General features: G+C 56.7%; 14 protein-coding genes. 4 read left to right on the top strand and 10 right to left on the bottom strand.

Features of this window, described 5'->3' with window-relative positions:
* Positions 1-31: 31 nt before the first annotated feature.
* From ACIPR4_RS10530 to ACIPR4_RS10540, 3 genes are all read right to left on the bottom strand, one after another.
* A complete protein-coding gene (locus ACIPR4_RS10530; RefSeq protein WP_245536304.1) occupies positions 32-3,397 on the bottom strand; it encodes a TonB-dependent receptor in 3,366 nt (1,121 codons plus the stop codon).
* 324 nt (positions 3,398-3,721) lie between these two features.
* On the bottom strand, positions 3,722-5,446 hold the full coding sequence (locus ACIPR4_RS10535) for a carboxypeptidase-like regulatory domain-containing protein (protein WP_187290158.1): 1,725 nt from the start codon (positions 5,444-5,446) through the stop codon (positions 3,722-3,724).
* Positions 5,447-5,634: 188 nt separating this feature from the next.
* Positions 5,635-7,365: a GWxTD domain-containing protein gene (locus tag ACIPR4_RS10540; protein WP_013568651.1), complete on the bottom strand. Its 1,731-nt coding sequence runs from the start codon at positions 7,363-7,365 to the stop codon at positions 5,635-5,637.
* Positions 7,366-7,637: 272 nt separating this feature from the next.
* Between ACIPR4_RS10540 and ACIPR4_RS10545 the strand changes: the two genes are divergently transcribed.
* Genes ACIPR4_RS10545 through ACIPR4_RS10555 form a run of 3 tightly spaced genes read left to right on the top strand, consistent with a single transcriptional unit; the run spans position 7,638 to position 10,707 of the window.
* Positions 7,638-9,035, top strand: a complete 1,398-nt coding sequence (locus ACIPR4_RS10545; protein WP_013568652.1) for an efflux RND transporter periplasmic adaptor subunit — start codon at positions 7,638-7,640, stop codon at positions 9,033-9,035.
* A gap of 54 nt (positions 9,036-9,089) precedes the next feature.
* Positions 9,090-9,851 (top strand): ABC transporter ATP-binding protein, encoded by a 762-nt coding sequence (locus ACIPR4_RS10550; RefSeq protein WP_013568653.1) that lies wholly within the window; start codon positions 9,090-9,092, stop codon positions 9,849-9,851.
* Between the two features lie 52 nt (positions 9,852-9,903).
* The gene (locus ACIPR4_RS10555) at positions 9,904-10,707 is read left to right on the top strand and encodes a ZIP family metal transporter (protein WP_013568654.1); all 804 of its coding nucleotides are present in this window, start codon (positions 9,904-9,906) and stop codon (positions 10,705-10,707) included.
* A gap of 55 nt (positions 10,708-10,762) precedes the next feature.
* Here ACIPR4_RS10555 and ACIPR4_RS10560 read toward each other — a convergent pair whose 3' ends face one another.
* Genes ACIPR4_RS10560 through ACIPR4_RS10580 form a run of 5 tightly spaced genes read right to left on the bottom strand, consistent with a single transcriptional unit; the run spans position 10,763 to position 14,928 of the window.
* Positions 10,763-11,155 carry a Fur family transcriptional regulator gene (locus ACIPR4_RS10560; protein WP_013568655.1) on the bottom strand — a complete coding sequence of 131 codons (393 nt, stop codon included), beginning with the start codon at positions 11,153-11,155 and terminating at the stop codon, positions 10,763-10,765.
* Positions 11,156-11,184: 29 nt separating this feature from the next.
* On the bottom strand, positions 11,185-11,640 hold the full coding sequence (locus tag ACIPR4_RS10565; RefSeq protein WP_013568656.1) for an Lrp/AsnC family transcriptional regulator: 456 nt from the start codon (positions 11,638-11,640) through the stop codon (positions 11,185-11,187).
* Between the two features lie 2 nt (positions 11,641-11,642).
* Positions 11,643-12,488 carry a fumarylacetoacetate hydrolase family protein gene (locus tag ACIPR4_RS10570; protein WP_013568657.1) on the bottom strand — a complete coding sequence of 282 codons (846 nt, stop codon included), beginning with the start codon at positions 12,486-12,488 and terminating at the stop codon, positions 11,643-11,645.
* Entirely contained in the window at positions 12,485-13,789 is a 1,305-nt protein-coding gene (locus ACIPR4_RS10575; RefSeq protein ID WP_013568658.1) for an L-fuconate dehydratase, read from the bottom strand. Before ACIPR4_RS10575 ends, ACIPR4_RS10570 begins: the two co-directional genes overlap by 4 nt.
* 8 nt (positions 13,790-13,797) lie before the next feature.
* Positions 13,798-14,928 (bottom strand): SIS domain-containing protein, encoded by a 1,131-nt coding sequence (locus tag ACIPR4_RS10580; protein ID WP_013568659.1) that lies wholly within the window; start codon positions 14,926-14,928, stop codon positions 13,798-13,800.
* Between the two features lie 140 nt (positions 14,929-15,068).
* On the opposite strand from ACIPR4_RS10580, the gene ACIPR4_RS21615 reads away from it, so the two are divergent.
* Positions 15,069-15,920, top strand: a complete 852-nt coding sequence (locus ACIPR4_RS21615; RefSeq protein ID WP_013568660.1) for a hypothetical protein — start codon at positions 15,069-15,071, stop codon at positions 15,918-15,920.
* A gap of 61 nt (positions 15,921-15,981) precedes the next feature.
* Here ACIPR4_RS21615 and ACIPR4_RS10590 read toward each other — a convergent pair whose 3' ends face one another.
* Complete coding sequence (locus ACIPR4_RS10590; protein ID WP_013568661.1) at positions 15,982-17,031, bottom strand: aminopeptidase; 1,050 nt, start codon at positions 17,029-17,031, stop codon at positions 15,982-15,984.
* A gap of 100 nt (positions 17,032-17,131) precedes the next feature.
* Complete coding sequence (locus ACIPR4_RS10595) at positions 17,132-18,394, bottom strand: pyridoxal phosphate-dependent aminotransferase (RefSeq protein WP_013568662.1); 1,263 nt, start codon at positions 18,392-18,394, stop codon at positions 17,132-17,134.
* Positions 18,395-18,466 lie beyond the last annotated feature (72 nt).

Consider the following 18,466-nt stretch of genomic DNA (forward strand, 5'->3'; position numbering starts at 1 on the left):
GGTGGGCCGTTTTTGTTTGGAAGACTGGAGCTTAGAACGTAAACTTCGCAGCAATCTGGAAGATGCGCGGGTCCTGTGCCGAGGTCGCGTAGCCGAAGGTGCTGGAGTTCAGTGCCGTGGTGTAACCGTTGAAGTTCGGATGATTGAGTACATTGAAGGCCTCAATTCGAATGTTCAGGCCCAGTTGTTCGTGGATCGGGAAGCGACGACTGATTGCCATATCGACGTCGTAGTAATTAGGCTGCCGAAGCGCGTTGCGTCCCAGGTTGCCGAAGGTTCCAGCAGCGTTCTGAGCGAAGGCCGTCTTGTTGAGATAGAAGCGGTTTCCATTGGTAGCACTCTGCGTTACCTTCGTTCCGGTATAGATGGCGCTCCCACTGATCAGGTTTGGACGATCGAGGCCGATGCCGTTCAGGGAGTTATCCACGCCGGAGGTGAGGTTCAACACCGCGCCGCTGAGGATACGAACCAGTGGAGCGATCTGCCAGTCGTTGACTAACGCCCCGGTGATCCCATGGAGACTCTTGAAATGACTGCTCGCCACCAAAGTTGTGTTGAAGATATGGCGCACGTCATAGCCGCAGTTAGCACGATCCAGACGAGGGTTTGATGGATTTTCGAAGACCGGTGCAGCGATGTCTCCCGGCGCATCTCCTACGCTGATGCAATGCGACCAGGTGTAATTCGCCAGAAAACTGAAGTCATGCGACATGCGATGCTGCACCGCCGCGATGATGCCGTGATAGCTCGAGTTATTGCCATCGCTAATCTGGGTCATCGTCGCACTGTAGAACTGGCCTTGCACTGAGTTTGCTAGGGAGAGCGGAGTCCGAAGGTTGGTGTTCGCTGTAGAAGAGCAAGCTCCGCCAATCGCAGGGAATCCGTTGACGCCTGGCGTGCCAACCATAGCTCCGCACGACCCAGCTCCGGTGTAAGTGCCAGGAATGTAGACCGCGGCATTCGGCCCCTGTCCTAACCACAGGTGGGAATTTTTATTGCCCAAGTAATTGATGGACATGTTCCATCCCATGCCTAAATCCTGTTGTACGCTCGCAGTCCATTGGTTGACCGCAGGTGTCTGGATATGGCGAGGAATCAAGACGTACAAGGTATTGGTAGGAAACACAGCCGAAGCATTCGGAGGAAATGTTCCTGGGAAGGGATCTCCACCTGGATATCCCGTCCAAGGACTGGAGAGCGGGATCTGTCCATTGAGATCGATCTCATTGGTATAAGGGGGATTCGAGGTCAAACGCTGCGAGGCGTACAGCGGCGGGCTGTCATACATGATGGCCCCGCCAAACCGGAAGACCGTCTTGCCTGAACCGAAGGGATCATAAGTCAGGCCTACGCGCGGTGACAGGTTGGACAGACGGTTGTCGGTAAACGATTTTGGAACGCCCGGATCTCCGTAGAACGTCGATCCCGCTGGCGCAAGAGGATAGACGGAACTGTGGAGATTGGCATCGAAGGCCGCACGGCTGAACGAACTGCCACGACCGAACTTGTCCGTCTGGTAAAGGTTAGGTTCCCACCGCAGACCGATGTTCATCGTCAGATGCGGAGTCGCATGGTAGGTGTCCTGCGCATAGATGCTGAAGATGGTCTGCCGGAAAGTGGTCTGCTGCGCACGGCTCTGACTAAATGCGTTCATTTGTCCCGTCAGAAAATCGATCATCGGCTCGCCTACATTTTTGTTTTTTGCTCCACTTAGTTGGCCACCGAAGTTGTAATTGCCGTTGTAGAGATAGCCGGTCTGCGTGTTGTCGCCCGTGCGAATAATCTCACCACCGAAGGCTAACTGGTGCTTTCCGCGAACATAGTCGACGTCATCCGCAAAAGCCTCGGTATTTACGTTGAAATACCCTGGTGCGCAAGTGCCGCAGCCTACGGCAAAGTTATTAGCCACCGTAAGACGTAGATCCACGGACGTGTAGACAAAGAGATTTGCGCCGAGGGTCGTTGCGTTAATTCCGCCAGCCGTAGGTCCACGCGTGTCGCGACGGCGGGTATAGGTGCCATGGAACGTATTCACCAGACGCGGGCTGAGAATGTAGGTATCGCCTAGGGTAAAGGCCTGGCCCCGCTCATCATTCCCTGCTGTGGTGGTCAAGAGAAGATTGGTCGGTGAATAGTAGTTGGGCTGCTGGTACTGTGCGATGAAGTAACGCCCAAAGAGAGAGTGCTTGTCGTTGAACGTGTAGTCGATACGGCCGATGTATTGATCTTCCGAGCTATTCGCAGGAAGAGCGACGTTGATACGGCCAAATTTATCTGCTTGACCTATCGGAAGATATTTAATGAGGTTGAGAGCAACCTGGTTAAAACTACTTTGCGGAACTTTTCTTGTAGCGGAAATATCAGCTCCCGTAACTGGATCGACCAGGATAGGTGCGGGTGTAGGCTGTCCCTGCGCATTCGTCCCAGCAACACCCCAGTTGGCAACAAGCGGACAATTTCCTCCTTGCTGGTTAAAATCTCCTGTTAGCTCCGCAGCACTAGGAATGCAGGAACTGGTGGCGTTGCCCACCTGCCGGTTCCTCGTGCCTTGATATCCCACGAAGAAGAACATCTTGTCCGTCAGAATCTTGCCTCCAAGAGTCCCACCGAACTGGTTCCTCTTCAGCGTGTCCTTAGCTGTCGAAAAGAAGTTATTTGAATTGATGATGTTATTGCGTAGGAACTCAAACACCGTTCCGTGCCATCTGTTCGTTCCGGAGTTCGTCACTACGTTGACCAGTGCCCCCGGATGCAGTCCATTGCGTGCGGGCAGCGAATTCGACTCCACAGAAAACTCTCGCAGCGCATCGGGAAACGGATAGGGCAGGTTCACATTGGTGAAGCTGTCCACATGATTGCCGCCATCAAGAACGTAGTTGTTGTAGTTGCCCTGTCCACCGGCGACTGCAATGACCGTCGAGCTGAAATAGTTTTTGCTTCCGATGATATCGCCCGTTGGCGCGGTCACTGCACCACCAGAGATGAGGATGAGTTGTGTCGCCTGGCGACCGTTCAGGGGAAGCTCGGTGATACGCGCCTGATCTATAACCTGCTTGAACGAACTCGTCTCTGTCTCCAGAGCAACGCCCTGCGCCTGTACATCCACGTGATCCGACGATTTGCCTACGGTCAGCGCAGCGTTTACCTGCAGATTGTTCCCTACCTCCAGAACACCCCTCTGCGTGTAACCCTGAAATCCAGTAGCCGCCACCGACAAACTATAGGGGCCTACCGGCACATTCGGCAGACTGAAAATTCCTGAACTATCGCTTACCGTGCTTCTCGAGGTGCCCGTCTCTGTAAGTGTCAAAGTAATGGCAGCGTTGCCAATTACAGCGCCAGTAGGGTCAGAAATCGTACCTTGGACGCTTGCCGTGCCCGCAGTTTGCGCGAACAAAGGCGCACACATCCCTACACAAAGGAGCACTAGCGTCAGCGCTCCAAACCATCTCGATCTTATTAGCGCACAGGCCAAAAGGTTATTCATTCGTCCCTTTCGCGGTAATTGCAAGCCTGATCGATCTTCCGCTCGCAACCGTCCGCCATCATGTTTGATTTCGGACGGGACTATAACCCCGACTGGAGACGTCCGTCAACGAGGAATTATTTCTCTTTTGGTAAGGGCAACGTTGCCTGAACAGGCATATCTCGACCGTACAAATCACGCGAGAGATCGCACAAAGGCAATATGTGGGGGATCGGGAAACACCCACCGAATCAGTTAGAAGGTAAAGGAGAGTCCTGCCTGTAAAACCTTCGGCGCCTGGGCAAAGTAGAGGGTACGCCCGTCACTCGACACGAAGGGGCGGTACCCCTGTGCCAGAAGGTTTGTTACATCCACAACAGCTTCGAATCCATGCGGAAGCATCCCGTTGATGTGGAGAGGCTGCCTGAGATGTAAACCAAAATAGGCTGCGTCACCATAGGAATGGTAAGCGTCCACGGCCGTCAGGGTAGACTCCGGTTGCCAACGATAGGCCGCGCGAAACCGCGTTCCTGTGCGCAACAACCGACCGTTTAAAGACACCGTGGCAGCATACGTTTTCATCGCTCGTAGAGAACCAAGCACGCCCTGCACACTGGCATCTGTGCTTCCATCCGCGATCAGAGCGCTTCCCGTTTCGTACTGGCCCGTTAGCGAGATGGCTTTGGTCAACTCTTCTTTCAAAAGGACCCGATACCCCGAACTCTCATATTCCCCGCTGAGAGCACGGAAGCTCTGCGTTGTAGGATCGGCCACAACACCGCCAGCGGCGATCTCGGTACTGGTTAGGACGCCGGTGCCTGCAATCGGGGCCGCGTCGATCTTGTCGCGATAGATCGCTATCTCCATCACACTGCGTCCGGCACGTCCGGACAATCCTAGCGTCTGGTGTTCCCCACGCTGCGTGCGAAGATGCCCATTCATCGCCACCGCTACGGGCATTTCGACCTCGACACGATCCAGATCATCGAGGCTCTGGAGTTCGCCGCTGGTCGCATAGCCGTAAGTCAAAATGACATGCTCGGCGGGCTTCACAGAGACGCGCACAAAGGGGAGCATCGACACCGCATTGCCTGCCATGTTAACCTCGCGGAGCATCGACCCTGCGTCGATCATGACGGTGTCACCCAATTCCACGCGCTGTGCGGACCGAATCGTGGCCGCCTGCATTCCATTGGAACTGCCGCGTCCCACCAACTCCGGGTGCAAATGGTAGGTCAGCAGCGTCCGTTGGTATCCACTCCAGACAGTTCCCCGCTCAAAGCCGACGACCACATCCGCTGAGGGGGCTACAGGATACGGCGTCCGTGCACCAGAGAGGTCGGCTCGAAGAATACTTCCAACGCCATCCGGGTGAACCCGTTCCATCGTCAGGGATTGATGCACTCCGCCGTGAGCAAAGCCGCTGTCATCGCTGATTAAGGCAAGGCGATTCTCCGACATCGTCTTGTGGCTGAGTTCTGTGGCGCTAGAGGAATATTCGACCGAGCTTACCGCGCCCGTACCATCATCCACCCATCGCAGGATCGGTCGGCTGGCCGAAGACCGCAGGGTCCACATCCAATCGTCACCGGATTCTTCCGGTTCACGACGCTGAGCCGGGAGCCATTGCGAGGGCGTAAATAAAGTCGCCAGCGTGAGATCTACCACCGCACGCGATCCACTCACAAGCTTCAGATTGTCTCGCTGCGCAGGAAGATAGAGCGCCTGTGTTGCCCGCACAAGGTAGCTTCCCGCAGGCAGATTCACCAGGCGATAACGCCCCTTCATATCGGTTACGGCGGTTCCCACCAACCGAGCGTTGGGTGCCAGTACCTGTACCAACGCACCAATCTGGGGAACGCCTGTTGCATCGCGGACCCATCCGCTCACGCTCGCCGAAGTACCCGCCCTATTCCACGTCTGCCCGGTCACAGGCGACACCGCCGCCAGACCAAACAAAACTGCGGCCAGAGGGACCACAAAACCTCGAGTTCGAACGAGTCGCAACACCGGAAGATATCACTCCATACTTGCCAATTGAACGCGTCGTACAAGGCGCTCTAGTACAGTCACGCTTGGCCAATTAAGTGTCTTCAGGCTGTTCTCTCTGAAGAAGGCCGGCCGTCGCATCCATATCCCGCGACCGTACCTGAAATCATACTTCCTGTTTACTCCACCGTGAAGGGAGCCGACTCCGCAATCTGCTGCTTAGAGACGCCATCGTTCACCTTAATGGTGACCTGATAGTTTCCAGGCTGCAGACTTGCCAACGGCATGCTCTTCTCCAGGGTTACCTGATCGGAATTCGGGCTCAGCTTTTGGCTCGTCTCCGAAGTCGTCAAGATCGTCTTGTTTGTGGCCAGGTCCTTAACTTCGTACTCGATCTGAGCGTCATTCTTTTTGCTCTTTTCATCGATTCCAAGGTTATACACCTGCATCCAGAAACTCAGATCCTGATTTCTCTTGAAATTTACCGGAGTCTTAGGTCCTGCAGAGACGCGGGGACGAATCCAGGTGTTTCCAATGACAAAATTGCCCGAACCGATCTCCTTGGTAGGAACGCGGTGCATGGAATCGGACAAGATCAAGGACGAAGCCGCCAGCTTGTCGTCATCGTACTTCGGCACACTGATACTGCGCTTCCAGGTACCAATATGATCCGGATTATTGACATCCTTAATGACGATGTCCACCTTATACAGACCTGGACGAAGAGGGAGCGACTTCCAGTAGACCGACTGCCGGTTTTGTGCCGCAGCTAGAAGTTCGGACGGCTCACTGATCTGCACCGTATCTTCAAACGTCTGGATAGCGCGATGGTTCAGATTCGATACGCGTCCAAGAATGTTGACCGTTCCCGTCGCTACGCCGTCTTTGTTATTGAACGTGATGTCGCGATTCCGGAGCTGCAAGGTCAGTGGCACCAGGATCGTCTCGTTCGTCACCTTCACATAGTCCGTGCGCACATCGAAGAGGAACGGAGGTCCCTTCAGAATCTGGGCCGATCCGATGTACTGCTCCAGGTCCTTGAACTTGATCGGAGGGGGAGCCATGATCTTCGCCATCAGCGAAAGACGGTCGAACTGCTTCGCCTGCTGTTGTGACTGCATGGGTCCCTTGCCAAGCTGCTCCAGGCCGCCGCCGGAAAAACGGTCCGTTTTGGATGACTGCCCCATCTCTTCCGCCTGCGTCAGACCCGCACCCGGAACGTGCTTCAGAGCGTCCTTCTCAGAGCGATCAATCGTCAGATGGTAGTCGCCGCACATGCAGCCGTCGACAAACTCAAGATCGATGTTGTCGCCGATGCCTTCGAGATAACGGTAGTGCCACGTCTCGAACGGGAAGGTCGACGTGCTACCGCCGCCCTCTTCCATCGGACGCTCGTATTGACCACCGCTGGGGTGCGATTCGATGTTGTCCGGCTTGCCATACGCAATATAGATATGGCCGCGATCAGTCTTCCAACCGGGCTTACCCGCCGCGAAATGCTCATTGGCATAGGCGATGCGCTGATAGTGCTGCTCTTTAAACTCATTGTCCGGAGAGTCGGGATTCGGGTTCCGGCGTAGCCAGAAATTTTCGATGAACGCATCGCGCTCTTCATCGTTGGCAAGATGTTTGAACGCCTGTGCTTCTTCGTCGGTGATGATCCACAGGACATCTTCGTTGAGCCACTTTTTGTATGGCCCTTCCTTGATTTCCGCCCTAAGCTCTTTCTGCTGATGGAACTTCTCGCGATCGGAAAGACGGCGCTTCGTCGGATCGGGCTTCTCCGCAACGGACGGCGTCTTCGTCACGGACGAATCGCCCACCGGCGCTTCCTGCGCAACGGCACCCGCTGTCAATACAACACTACCCAGAAATAATCCGCCCCACACCAATGCCTTGAATCTGCTCATCGCGCTCCAGTACCCCAAAACTACAACTTTCGCTTATACGAAATATTCTAGGCTTCCACAGACAACCCTACAAGTTGGACGGACGACCGGCCCAAGAGATATCCCCTCGGCAAAAATCCCTGTGCTTCGGCGCAACGCTGCTATCATTCTTCTCGTCTCCGAACGCGCCATTTTGTCTGCCACGGAACCACCTCCGCGCTCTGTGCGTAAGTGTGTCCGTTAGTACTTCAAATGCACTCTCGGACGTTTTACGAAAAGAGAAAACCGCACCTATGAGCAAACGGAAAATTCTGATCCTTGTCGCAATTGTGGTCGTCCTTGCTGCGGTTATCGTCGGCAGCGTCATGCACAGCCGCTCAAACGTTACGAAGGTCACGACCACCAAGATCTCGCGTCAGGATCTCGTTTCTGTGGTCAGCGGAACAGGCCAGATCAAGCCCAAGACCTACGTGAATGTAGGTGCTACCGCCTTTGGAAGGATCACGCATCTCTATGTAAAAGAAGGAGATCACGTGGCTGCCGGGCAGGTTCTCGCTACGCTGGAAAGCGTCCAACCTCAGGCTACCGTTGCCGCGCAGAACGCGACGATCTCTTCCCAGAAGACCGACGTCAACTCGTACCTCGCCGCCGAAAAAACCGCAGAAGCCAACGTCACCCAGGCGGTCGCCGACCTTCAACAGAAGCGTTTCGACATCGAGCGTTACGAGAAGCTCTACGACCAGAAGCTTGTCTCGAAGCAGGACTACGATTCGCGCAAGGCGGCCTATGACGTCTCCGCTGCCACCCTGCAGCAGCGTCAGGCCGCCGTGGCGCAGTCCAAGGCGCAGACCGCCTCCGCCCTCGGCCATGTCGACCAGGCTGTCGCCTCCCAGCGCGCCAACTTCGACGCCCTCGACAAAACCATCTCCCGTGCGCCGTTTAACGGCCTTGTCACCAACGTTCCCGTCCGCGAGGGCGAAACCATGGTGACCGGCATCCAGAATGCGCAGGGTTCTACCCTTATGACCCTCGCAGACATGTCCGTCATCACCGCAGAGGTCAAGGTCGACGAGACGGACGTCGTCAACGTCAAGCTCAACCAGCAGGTTGAAGTAACCGTCGATGCCCTCCCCGGCAAGTCCTTCAAGGGACACGTCACGGAGGTAGGCGACCAGGCGCTCCTGCGCACGACGGGTATCGCCACTTCACAATCCACCACTGGTACGGAAGAAGCCAAGGATTTCAAAGTAGTCGTTACTTTGGACGAAGACGCACCCGCCCTCCGTCCTGGTCTCTCCGCTACAGCCAAGATCACCACGGCCCGCGTTCCAAACGCTCTCACACTCCCCATCCAGGCCCTTGTGCAACGCGACCAGGCCCTGGAGGATACTTATATGAAGAACAGCGGGAAGCTTCCCTCTTCCAACGGCCCATCCGCCGCAAAAGGAAAATCCAAGACCATACAGGGAGTCTACGTCCTGACGGCTCAGAAGAACGATCTGCGAGTCCACTTCGTCCCCGTCACCACGGGTATCACTGGTGCAACCGAGATCGAAGTTACCAGCGGCCTCAACTCGGGTGATGAAGTAATCACCGGCCGTTTCAAGATTCTTCGCACCTTGCACAGTGGAACGCGAGTCAAACGAGATAATAGTATCGAATCCGCGACAGCTGCCGAATCAGAATCCTAGCCTGCGGGAACATCTCCCGCTTGCATCACGTACCACTTTGCAATGAGACCGCCCATGACCGATGAAACCACACGTATTGAATCCCTGAAGTCCAACTGTGTGGAGCCTGGTGAAGTCATTGCCACCACCAACCTCTGGAAGACTTATGTCATGGGCGACCAGGAGGTTCATGCCCTTCGCGGCGTGAACCTCCGCATCAAGCACAACGAATACGTCGCCATCATGGGCCCTTCCGGTTCCGGTAAGTCCACGCTGATGAATCTCATCGGCTGCCTCGACTCGCCCACCAGAGGCACCTATTGCCTCAACGGCTTCGACGTCTCCAAACTCTCCGATGATGAGCTTGCTCGTATCCGCAACAAGGAGATCGGCTTCGTCTTCCAGACCTTTAACCTGCTCGCCCGCGCCTCTGCGCTGCACAATGTTGAGCTACCCTTGATCTACAACGGCACCTCTGCCACCGCTCGTATCGAGCGCGCCAAGGAAGTCCTCACCTCAGTTGGTCTTGGCTCCCGTATGGATCATAAGCCGAACGAGATGTCCGGCGGTCAGCGCCAGCGCGTCGCTATCGCCCGTGCTCTGGTCAACTCTCCTTCGATCATCCTTGCCGATGAACCCACAGGAAACCTCGATTCCAAAACTGGCGATGAGATCATGGCTCTCTTTGACGAACTCCACGCGCGTGGAAACACCATCATTCTCGTCACGCATGAGCCGGACATCGCCGAATACGCCCACCGCATCGTTACCATCCGTGACGGCGTGATCGCGAACGACCATCTCAGCTCTCGCATCCGCACGCCTGAGACGGTTTAGGGCGGGACCTCTTTTTTGAGAATCGTGTCGCAATATGATATAAAGACAGGTCATGCAAATTCTGGCCCTCAGTACATTTCCCAAGGCCATTCTTGCCACAACGCTGGTTCAGGTGATCGCGCTCGGTGCCGTATGGGCGCTCAAAGGGCGTGACTTTCTTCTGAGGAAGTACCTCGGAAGTCTTGTCTCGCTTGCGGTAGGTGTCCTACTAGCGACCGCACTGCTCCACCTCCTGCCGGAGGCCATTGCTCAGTTGGGAAACACGCCAATGCTTTGGTTTGTCCTCACGGCCACACTGCTTGGCCTCTTCGCAACGGAGCGTGTCTTTTCCGCGCTGACCGGAGGGGCTGCCGAACCTGCGGGCGCAAATACTTTGACCACACGCGAGCATCATCATGGGCACCACACCTCGCGTCCCATCAATCTCGTCTTTGGTGGGATGCTGCACAGCTTTGTCGATGGGGTCAGCGTCGCTGCGGCGTTCACCGTGAATACGCGGGTAGGTCTTGTCACCGCACTGGCGATCACGTTGCACGAGGTGCCGCACCGCCTCGGCGATTTCGCGCTCTTCGTGCATCTGCATGTCTCGACGCGGCGCGCGATGCAGTTGGCTGTTCTTGTCGGTTTGCCCTCGTTGCTGGGTGTGGCGCTTGTCACCGTCATCGGCGCAGGCGCGTCGGGAGCCACGGCCTGGCTTCTTCCCATCAGCGCAGGCAGCTTTCTCTACATTGCGATGGCCAATCTTATGCCGGAGCTGCAGCATGAATGCAAACTACGCCGTGTCTTTACGCAGATATTCTGTGTTCTGGCGGGAGCAGCACTGGTTCTGCTGATCGCTCGCCTACCGGGGGCGTAGCAAAACCGATGGTTTAGATTTTCAAGTCAAATATATGAAAATAAAAGGTATTCATTCAGCTACAAGATTCGCAGCTTCCAAAGAGGAAGAACTCATGTCCCGTCACATGAAAGCCTTTTGGGACATTGCGCGAGATCTGGACCGTGCAGCCTTCCAGTTCGAAGACCTTGCCGCAAACAGTACAGCGGAAATGGTGATGGTGCTCTTTTCCAGCCACTTCATAGCGCGTTGCAGCGCCGGGCATCTCCACCGCTGTCAGCCAGCCGTCTTCCATCAGTGAAGCGATATTGCGGTAGATCGTGGCGAGACTCACGCCGTCCACGTGAGCCTTCGCGAGGGCTAAGGCCTCTTCCGGCGACAACGGGCGATCCGCAGCCATGAAGGCACCTCGAATCGCGTCTTTTTGTTTGGTATTCCGTGTCTGCGTCGTCAACGATCTGAGCCCCACCCATGATTGTAAAACGTACGGACCGATTCTTAGCGAAGGACTGGCGCCACGGGAATAACCGGATTCCACTCAATTGCGCTAGCCAGGACCAGGGAAGTCTGCGTGGCCACATAGGGAGCGAGCGCGTCGATCACCTTTTCCAGGTGGGCGATGTCCCGCACCGCAACCTGCACGATGTAGCTCTCCGCGCCGGTCACGCGGTGCGCCTCACGCACCTCCGGCACCCGCCGAACCACGGTGGCAAACTTCTCCAGCTTGTCGCCTGCAATGGTTACCTTGATAAAGGCACGCATGGGCAGACCGACGTTCTCCGGTGCCACCTGGGCGTGGTAGCCGCGAATCACCTCGGCGTCTTCCATTTTGCGCACGCGCTCGATGACGGACGGCGTGGAAAGACCCACACGTCGGCCCAATTCGGCGTAGGGAGTGCGCGCGTCCTTTTGCAGATGCTCCAGGAGCGCGCAGTCGATACGGTCGAGTTCCATTGCTATTCCGCCACAGTTTTGTTACGGAGAGAACCGATCTTCTCCACCGTCACAACCATCTCTTCTTCCGGCTTCAACCAGCGCTGCGGTGTGCGGCCCAGACCGACGCCTGGAGGCGTACCCGTGCTGATGATATCTCCGGCCAGAAGCGGCGTAATGCTGGAGATATACTCGATTAACTGCGGCACACGAAAGATCAGCAGGCTGGTATTGGAATCCTGTAGCCGCTCTCCGCTCACGTCGCATGTGATGTCCAAATCATGCGCATCGCCCACTTCATCCTTCGAAACGATGCACGGACCAATGGGCGTGAAGGTCGGAAAACTCTTCCCCATGCTCCACTGCGTTGTCGCGAGTTGAACATCGCGTGCGCTGACATCGTTGCAGATGGTGTAGCCGAAGATATACTCGTCCGCATCTGCGGCGGAGATGCGATAGCCAGCCTTGCCGATCACAACGGCCATCTCGGCCTCGTAGTCTACCTGTGTGCTGCTCTTCGGAAGGATCACATCGACGTCCGGGCCTACAACAGTCTCAGATAACTTTAAGAAAACAGTCGGCACGGCCTGCACATCAAACTTGCTCTCGATCGCATGCACCTGATAGTTCAGACCAATGGCAAAGACACGCGGCGGCTTTGGGATTGGAGCAAGCAGCTTCAGCGAAGCCAATGGTGTGCGCTTCGCGTTCTTGTCCGCGATCAGCTTTTCTGCGGCGGCGATTCCCTTCTGCCCTGCCTCCAGAAACTCCAGAACGGTGGCGTAACCTTCGAGCGCGATGACCTCTTCGCCGATCTGCAAACCTGCAACCGCAGCGCCCTTGTCCCCTACGTACGTAACCAGCTTCATTGCTCTTCCTTCCAAACTTCCCCATCGGGGAAACTGTACTTCGTAATCGTGGACGGGAAGACCGCAATCGAATATCCCGGATTTTCAGGGGCCAAGTAGTGCCCGCGCCGTATCCTTACCGGATCGACGAAATGTTCATGGAGATGGTCGACAAACTCGATGACGCGGTCTTTCATCGTAGTCGAGACACAAAGGTAATCGAACATCGAGAGATGCTGAACGTACTCGCAAAGTCCCACACCGCCGGCGTGGGGGCAGACTCGAACGCCAAACTTCGCGGCGAGCAAAATGATGGCGAGATTTTCGTTCACCCCCGCGACCCGGCAGCTATCGATCTGGCAGACGTCGATCGCCTCCGCCTGCATCAACTGCTTGAACATCACGCGATTCTGGCAGTGCTCTCCAGTGGCGATGGGTACCGGTGCAGCCTCGCGGCGAATGCGCGCATGCCCGAGGATGTCGTCGGGGTTGGTCGGCTCTTCCATCCACCACGGTTGCAATTCGGCAAGCTGCTTTGTGCGCTCAATGGCCTCCAGCACGCCCCACTTTTGGTTCGCGTCGACCATTAGTTTGTTGGTCCAGCCGATCTCTTCGCGTACAAGACGCCCGCGTCGCAGATCGTCAACAGCATCGCCGCCGACTTTTAGTTTGAAGTGTGTCCAGCCGTCAGCGAGCGCTTCGCGACAGAGCCGCCGCACCTTCTCATCTGAGAAACCGAACCAGCCGACGGAGGTGGTATACGCCGGATAGCCGTGCTCCAGCAGTTGCTCCATGCGCTCGGCTTTGCCCTCGCGACCGCGTTGCAGGATCGCCAGCGCCTCGTCATAGGTCAACGCATCGTCGATGTAGCGGAACTCCACAGCCTTGAGCAGTTGCTCCGGTTCCATCTCGGCAAGGAGACGCCAGAGTGGTTTGCCTTCAACCTTGGCATACAGGTCCCAGACTGCATTGATCAGAGCGCCCGTCGCCAGATGGATGACGCCCTTCTCCGGGCCGAGCCAGCGGAACTGGCTTTCGTCCGTCAACTCGCGTGAGAACTTGGCAAAGTTCTCCGTGATGGAATCGAGCGTACGTCCCACAGCAAACTTCGAAAGATACTCGAGCGCCTGCACTACGAGATCTGTTCCGCGTCCCAGAGTGAATGTAAGGCCGTGACCTTCAACCTCGGAGTTCGTTTCCAGAATGCAGTAAGCCGCCGAATAGTCTGGGTCTTTATTGACCGCGTCAGAGCCAATGCTCTCGCGGGAAGTCGGAAAACGAAGGTCCACCACGCGGACCCTTTCAATCACAATCGACTGCATGGATCTCCTTAGTCCGCTAGTACGGCTTTGGTCAGGTTGCGCGGACGATCGACGTCCACACCGTTGCGCACGGCGATGAAGTAAGCCAGCAACTGGAACGGAATCACCTCAATAATCGGCAAGAGGTATTCGTTGGCTGGCCGAACTTCGATGGCATGCGTAACCAAGCCGCGAACACGCACGTCGCCCGCGTTGATGACCGCCAGTACCGTTGCTCCCTGTGCCTTCATATCCGCCAGAAGCTGAACCGTTTTCTCGTAGCGCAGAACGCTCTCCGCATCGTCTGCGTCATAGGTCGCAAGGACGATGAGCGGAACTTCTGGAGAGACCAGCGCATTGGGCCCATGCTTCAATTCGCCAGCGGGATAGCCCTCGGCATGCAGATACGAGCTCTCCTTGAGCTTGAGCGCGCCCTCGCGAGCAATGGCGTAGTGGATGCCTCGCCCAAGGAAGAGAAAGGTCTTAGCGCCCGCGTAGAAAGGAGCGAGCGCCTCGATCTGCTTCTCCCACTCTGTAAGCTGAGCCGCGACTGCCTGCGGCAGCTCGCGCACCAGGGCAAGCCTGCGAGTCACTTCCGCCGCATCCAGCGCCTTGCGCTCCTGCGCGGCGTAGAGTGCCAGCAGATGCAGGACCAGTAGCTGGGCAGTGAAGCTTTTGGTTGCGGGAATCGCCTTCTCCACCCCAGCCTCAGTTGGTAAACTCGCATCGGCCTCGCGCGCCATGGTCGATCCTGCCACATTGGTCACGGCAGAGGTACGGTGGCCGCGTTTTTTTGCCTCGCGCAGGGCAGCCAACGTATCCGCCGTTTCGCCCGACTGCGAGATAACAATCACCGCAGGATCACGCTTGGTGTTTGTGGACCGTAGGCAGTATTCACTGGCAAACTCTACGTCAACGGCCAGGCGTGCCAGATCCTCCATGACGATTTCGGCGGTCAAACCGGCGTGGCGGCTGGAACCGCTGGCGGCGATGACGACATCGTTGTGATCGCGAAGGGCAATCTGCGCCTCGGCAAACCGCTTCGCGCGAAACGTCGTTCCGTCCGTGTAGTAGTCCAGCGTGCGTTCCAGAGCAGAGGGCTGCTCCCAGATCTCACGCAGCATTGCATGAGGAAAACTACGTTCGGCGTTCGCGTCCATCTTTACCACCTCAAAATATTTTTGTTTCCAAGGAATTGATTTTACCGTGCGAGCATCACAAGATAAGGGCACGCACCTTCGCGGACAGATTTTCTGCGCGGAATGACGATCCGAAGCACGAACCAGGAGAGCTTATTAACATGCGATTCCATTTGAGAGCAGCAGTCTTTTCCCTTTGCCTGGCGTCCGCGCTGGCAGTCACGGGATGCAAGAAGAACCCGCCCGTCGCCGTCCCCGCAGGCAGCACCGTCTCCACGGTGCCCGCAGGAACCCCCGTCATCAATCCCGACGGAACCACAACCAACGCTCCCGTAGGCGGACAGCAGGTACTCCTCTATCCCGACGGCACGGCTCACGCCATGGCGCCCGGTACTCCTGTACCGACTCCCGCCCCGGCACCGGCACCCGCCATGCAGGCAATGACGCCAGCTCCTACCGATGGCGCGCCCGCTCCCGTGACTGCAATGACTTCCTCCAATTCAGCACCTGCTCCCACCGGCGTCACGGTTCCTAACCACACCCGTGTGGCTGTCCGCGTCACCGAGACTCTCTCGGGCAAGACTTCTGCGGTAGGACAGGGCTTCACCGGCGTTCTTGCAGGTCCTATCGTGGTACACGGCGTGACCGCCTTCCGTAGCGGCACGAACGTGCGTGGTGAAGTCGTCTCCGCACGCGGACAGGGCCACTTCAAGGGTGAAGGCGTCATTGGCATTCAGCTCACCAACATCGGTGGCTATCGTGTCAGCAGCACCGAATATACGTCCATTGTCAAGGGCAAGGGCAAGCGGACAGCAGGTTTCATCGGCGGCGGAGCGGGTGTTGGTGCTCTGATCGGTGGTCTGGCTGGCGGAGGTAAAGGTGCTCTGATCGGTGGCTTGGCTGGTGCGGGCGGTGGTACGGCGGCCGGAGCCATGACTGGCAATAAGGACGCCGTTATTCCCTCAGAAACCGTCGTTCGGTTCACGTTGACGGATTCCATCAGCGTTCACTAACTGATCCAAAAGAAGGGGCGGAGACGATAGGCATCGTCTCCGCCCTTTCTTCTTGTTTTCTTTAGATGACAAAGACGCCATCGCGCATAATCTGCTTTTCCCCGTCCGCATTCCCCAGCCAGATATTGAAGCCGAGACCCACCACGTCGATATGTGTGGACGACTTCCAGGGTGCGCCGGTGTGCGCTCCATAGGGATCTCCAAAGGCGATATGGATTCCGGGGAACTTCTCGTCCTGCAAAATGTTTCCGATCACCCTCTCTACGCCGATGTTGGTTCCAATCGCAAACTCGCCAACGCGATCTGAGTTCACATCCGTATGGGTATAGGCCCAGAACGCGGCTTCCAACTCCTTGTTATCGCATGCAATGCGCTTGATGCGGTTCCCCTCAATCCAGATGGTCAACGGAGTGGCGCGCAGAATTCCAAAGCGTGCGCAAAGATAATCCCCCACCACACCATCTACCACGAAGACACCGTTCACTTCTTCGGGAGCAGTAAAACACTCTCCGCCGGGCAGGTTTCCCCACTTCTCCGTGCTGATGATGCCTGAGGTCTTGAACCACTTATAGTCCGGCGAAAGCTGCGCATGGATGTCGGTCCCGGCGGCGGTCGTGGCGCGCACGTAGGTCGCCTGGCGCACGAGGTCAAGCACACGCTGGCTCAACTCGTCCACTAAATTGAAGTCGGCACGCATGCCCTGCACCATGATCTCGGGCGTGATGTTGACCATGTGCGCGTGACGCATTCGGCGACGATTGACGACGTCGGTCATCTGCATGCGGCTGCGCAATTCGTTGGGCTGGACCTCGACGGCAAAGATACTCACATCGGAGGTTTCCATATCTTCGAGGACGATTGCGGGCATCTCCTTCAGAGGCCGTTGGGCTTCCTCCTCCAGGATGAAGCCGTTCCATCGACAACCAGAATTCTGCAGTTCAGCGGCGAGGGAGGCCGCGATCTCCAGGCATTTCTCGTCTGCAATCAGCGTGACCTTTTCTGAAGGCTGAACCCGCAGACAGGTTTGAACGGCGTTCGTGGCGCCAGCGGCAAACTCCATGGGGAACGGTACGCCAAGCAGGCGAGGTAGAGCCTCAATAAGGTTCGACATAAAGTTAAGGATAATCCAAACGTTTGCGGGAAGGACGACAGAAGCCAAAAGGCCCCGGCGAAAGTAATCGCCGGGGCCCTTTGCGAAGTACTTTAGAGCCTTATACGTAGTGACGATCGATTTCGGACGGGATGTAGAGTTCCGCCTTCAACTGGGCGTTTACTGTGGTAGAGGGCTTGTCCATGCACTTGACGAAAGCAGTCTGGAACTTCAGCATCTCGTCCTTGGTGCCGACGGTAACGCGAACGTAGGTCGGCATGATGGGCCACGAACGGCCGATCGCCACTTTCTCCGTCAGCATCTGCTTCGTGAAGTCGCTACCGGGACGCTTTACGTCCACCATGAACATGTTCGCCTGCGATCCAGGGATCGTCTTGTATCCGTGCTTGTCCAGGAACTCCATGCTCATGTCCAGGTTGTCGCGGTTCAGCTTGCGACGCAGGGGTACGAGGTCGGCATCCTTCAGGCTGGCTACGGCCATCGCCGCGGACATCATCGAAGCACTGGCCACGTTCTGAATGTGGAGGTAGGGCGAGACGGTGTTGAACTTCGCGAGGAGATCAGGACGTGCAATCGCAAAACCTGCGCGAATGCCAGCCATACCGTAGATCTTCGAGAAGGTTCGCATCACGATGACATCCTTATCGGCGGCAACCTGATCGATGACCGACTCGTGCGTCGAGAAGTGATGGTAGGCCTCATCCACAATGACGACCGAACCAGCCGGCTTGTTCTGAATGAGCCAAAGAATGTCTTCCTTCGGCGTCATGGTGCCGGTAGGGTTATTCGGATTCACGATGTAGAAAGCGCCCGCGTTCGGGTTGGCAGCAAGCATCGCCTTCACGTCGTGCGCATAGGTGGCAGTGAGAGGAACCATCTTCAGCGGAGCCTTCATGGTCTTGGCAGCGCGAGGTCCCTGCTCATAGGAAGGATCGGCGCAGACGAGGCCCTTGTCCGGACCGATGTTCGACATCAACGCCATATCCAGAGGTCCACCCGAACCCGGATAGAACTCAACGTAGCCTGGCTTCAGGCCGAACTGCTCGCTCAGAGTCTTGACGACATCCTGGCCAACCCCAACACGGTCATAACGTCCGCCCATCGGGGCGATCTTCATCATGTATTCCATCGCGGAATGCGCAGGTCCGAGAGGATTTTCGTTGGTCGAAATGATCACGGCATCGGGCGGAAGCTGGGGGCGCTCCATACGTTTGGTGCGCGGTGTGAAGGGGCTGGGCTCAGCGGCTTGGGCACGCAGTTCCGGGGTAAGACCCGAGATTGCGGCAGCGGCGGCGGCTCCTGCGCCAAAGAGGCGCACGAAGTTGCGGCGTGAAACTGAAGGGTTACAAGATCCGGTGCTCATAGTGACTCCTCTAAAAAGCGGTTTGGGAAAACAGATACACGACTGCTTGCGACAAGGCCTTTACGGATGCAC

Source organism: Terriglobus saanensis SP1PR4, assembly GCF_000179915.2.
Lineage (GTDB): Bacteria > Acidobacteriota > Terriglobia > Terriglobales > Acidobacteriaceae > Terriglobus > Terriglobus saanensis.

Bases quoted from the DNA above. Each gene is read 5' to 3' on its own strand.
- ACIPR4_RS10555 (WP_013568654.1), top strand. From the start codon at position 9,904: ATGCAAATTCTGGCCCTCAGTACATTTCCCAAGGCCATTCTTGCCACA.
- ACIPR4_RS10565 (WP_013568656.1), bottom strand. From the start codon at position 11,640: ATGGAACTCGACCGTATCGACTGCGCGCTCCTGGAGCATCTGCAAAAG.
- ACIPR4_RS10590 (WP_013568661.1), bottom strand. From the start codon at position 17,031: ATGTCGAACCTTATTGAGGCTCTACCTCGCCTGCTTGGCGTACCGTTC.
- ACIPR4_RS10550 (WP_013568653.1), top strand. From the start codon at position 9,090: ATGACCGATGAAACCACACGTATTGAATCCCTGAAGTCCAACTGTGTG.
- ACIPR4_RS21615 (WP_013568660.1), top strand. From the start codon at position 15,069: ATGCGATTCCATTTGAGAGCAGCAGTCTTTTCCCTTTGCCTGGCGTCC.
- ACIPR4_RS10545 (WP_013568652.1), top strand. From the start codon at position 7,638: ATGAGCAAACGGAAAATTCTGATCCTTGTCGCAATTGTGGTCGTCCTT.
- ACIPR4_RS10580 (WP_013568659.1), bottom strand. From the start codon at position 14,928: ATGGACGCGAACGCCGAACGTAGTTTTCCTCATGCAATGCTGCGTGAG.
- ACIPR4_RS10570 (WP_013568657.1), bottom strand. From the start codon at position 12,488: ATGAAGCTGGTTACGTACGTAGGGGACAAGGGCGCTGCGGTTGCAGGT.
- ACIPR4_RS10575 (WP_013568658.1), bottom strand. From the start codon at position 13,789: ATGCAGTCGATTGTGATTGAAAGGGTCCGCGTGGTGGACCTTCGTTTT.
- ACIPR4_RS10595 (WP_013568662.1), bottom strand. From the start codon at position 18,394: ATGAGCACCGGATCTTGTAACCCTTCAGTTTCACGCCGCAACTTCGTG.
- ACIPR4_RS10540 (WP_013568651.1), bottom strand. From the start codon at position 7,365: ATGAGCAGATTCAAGGCATTGGTGTGGGGCGGATTATTTCTGGGTAGT.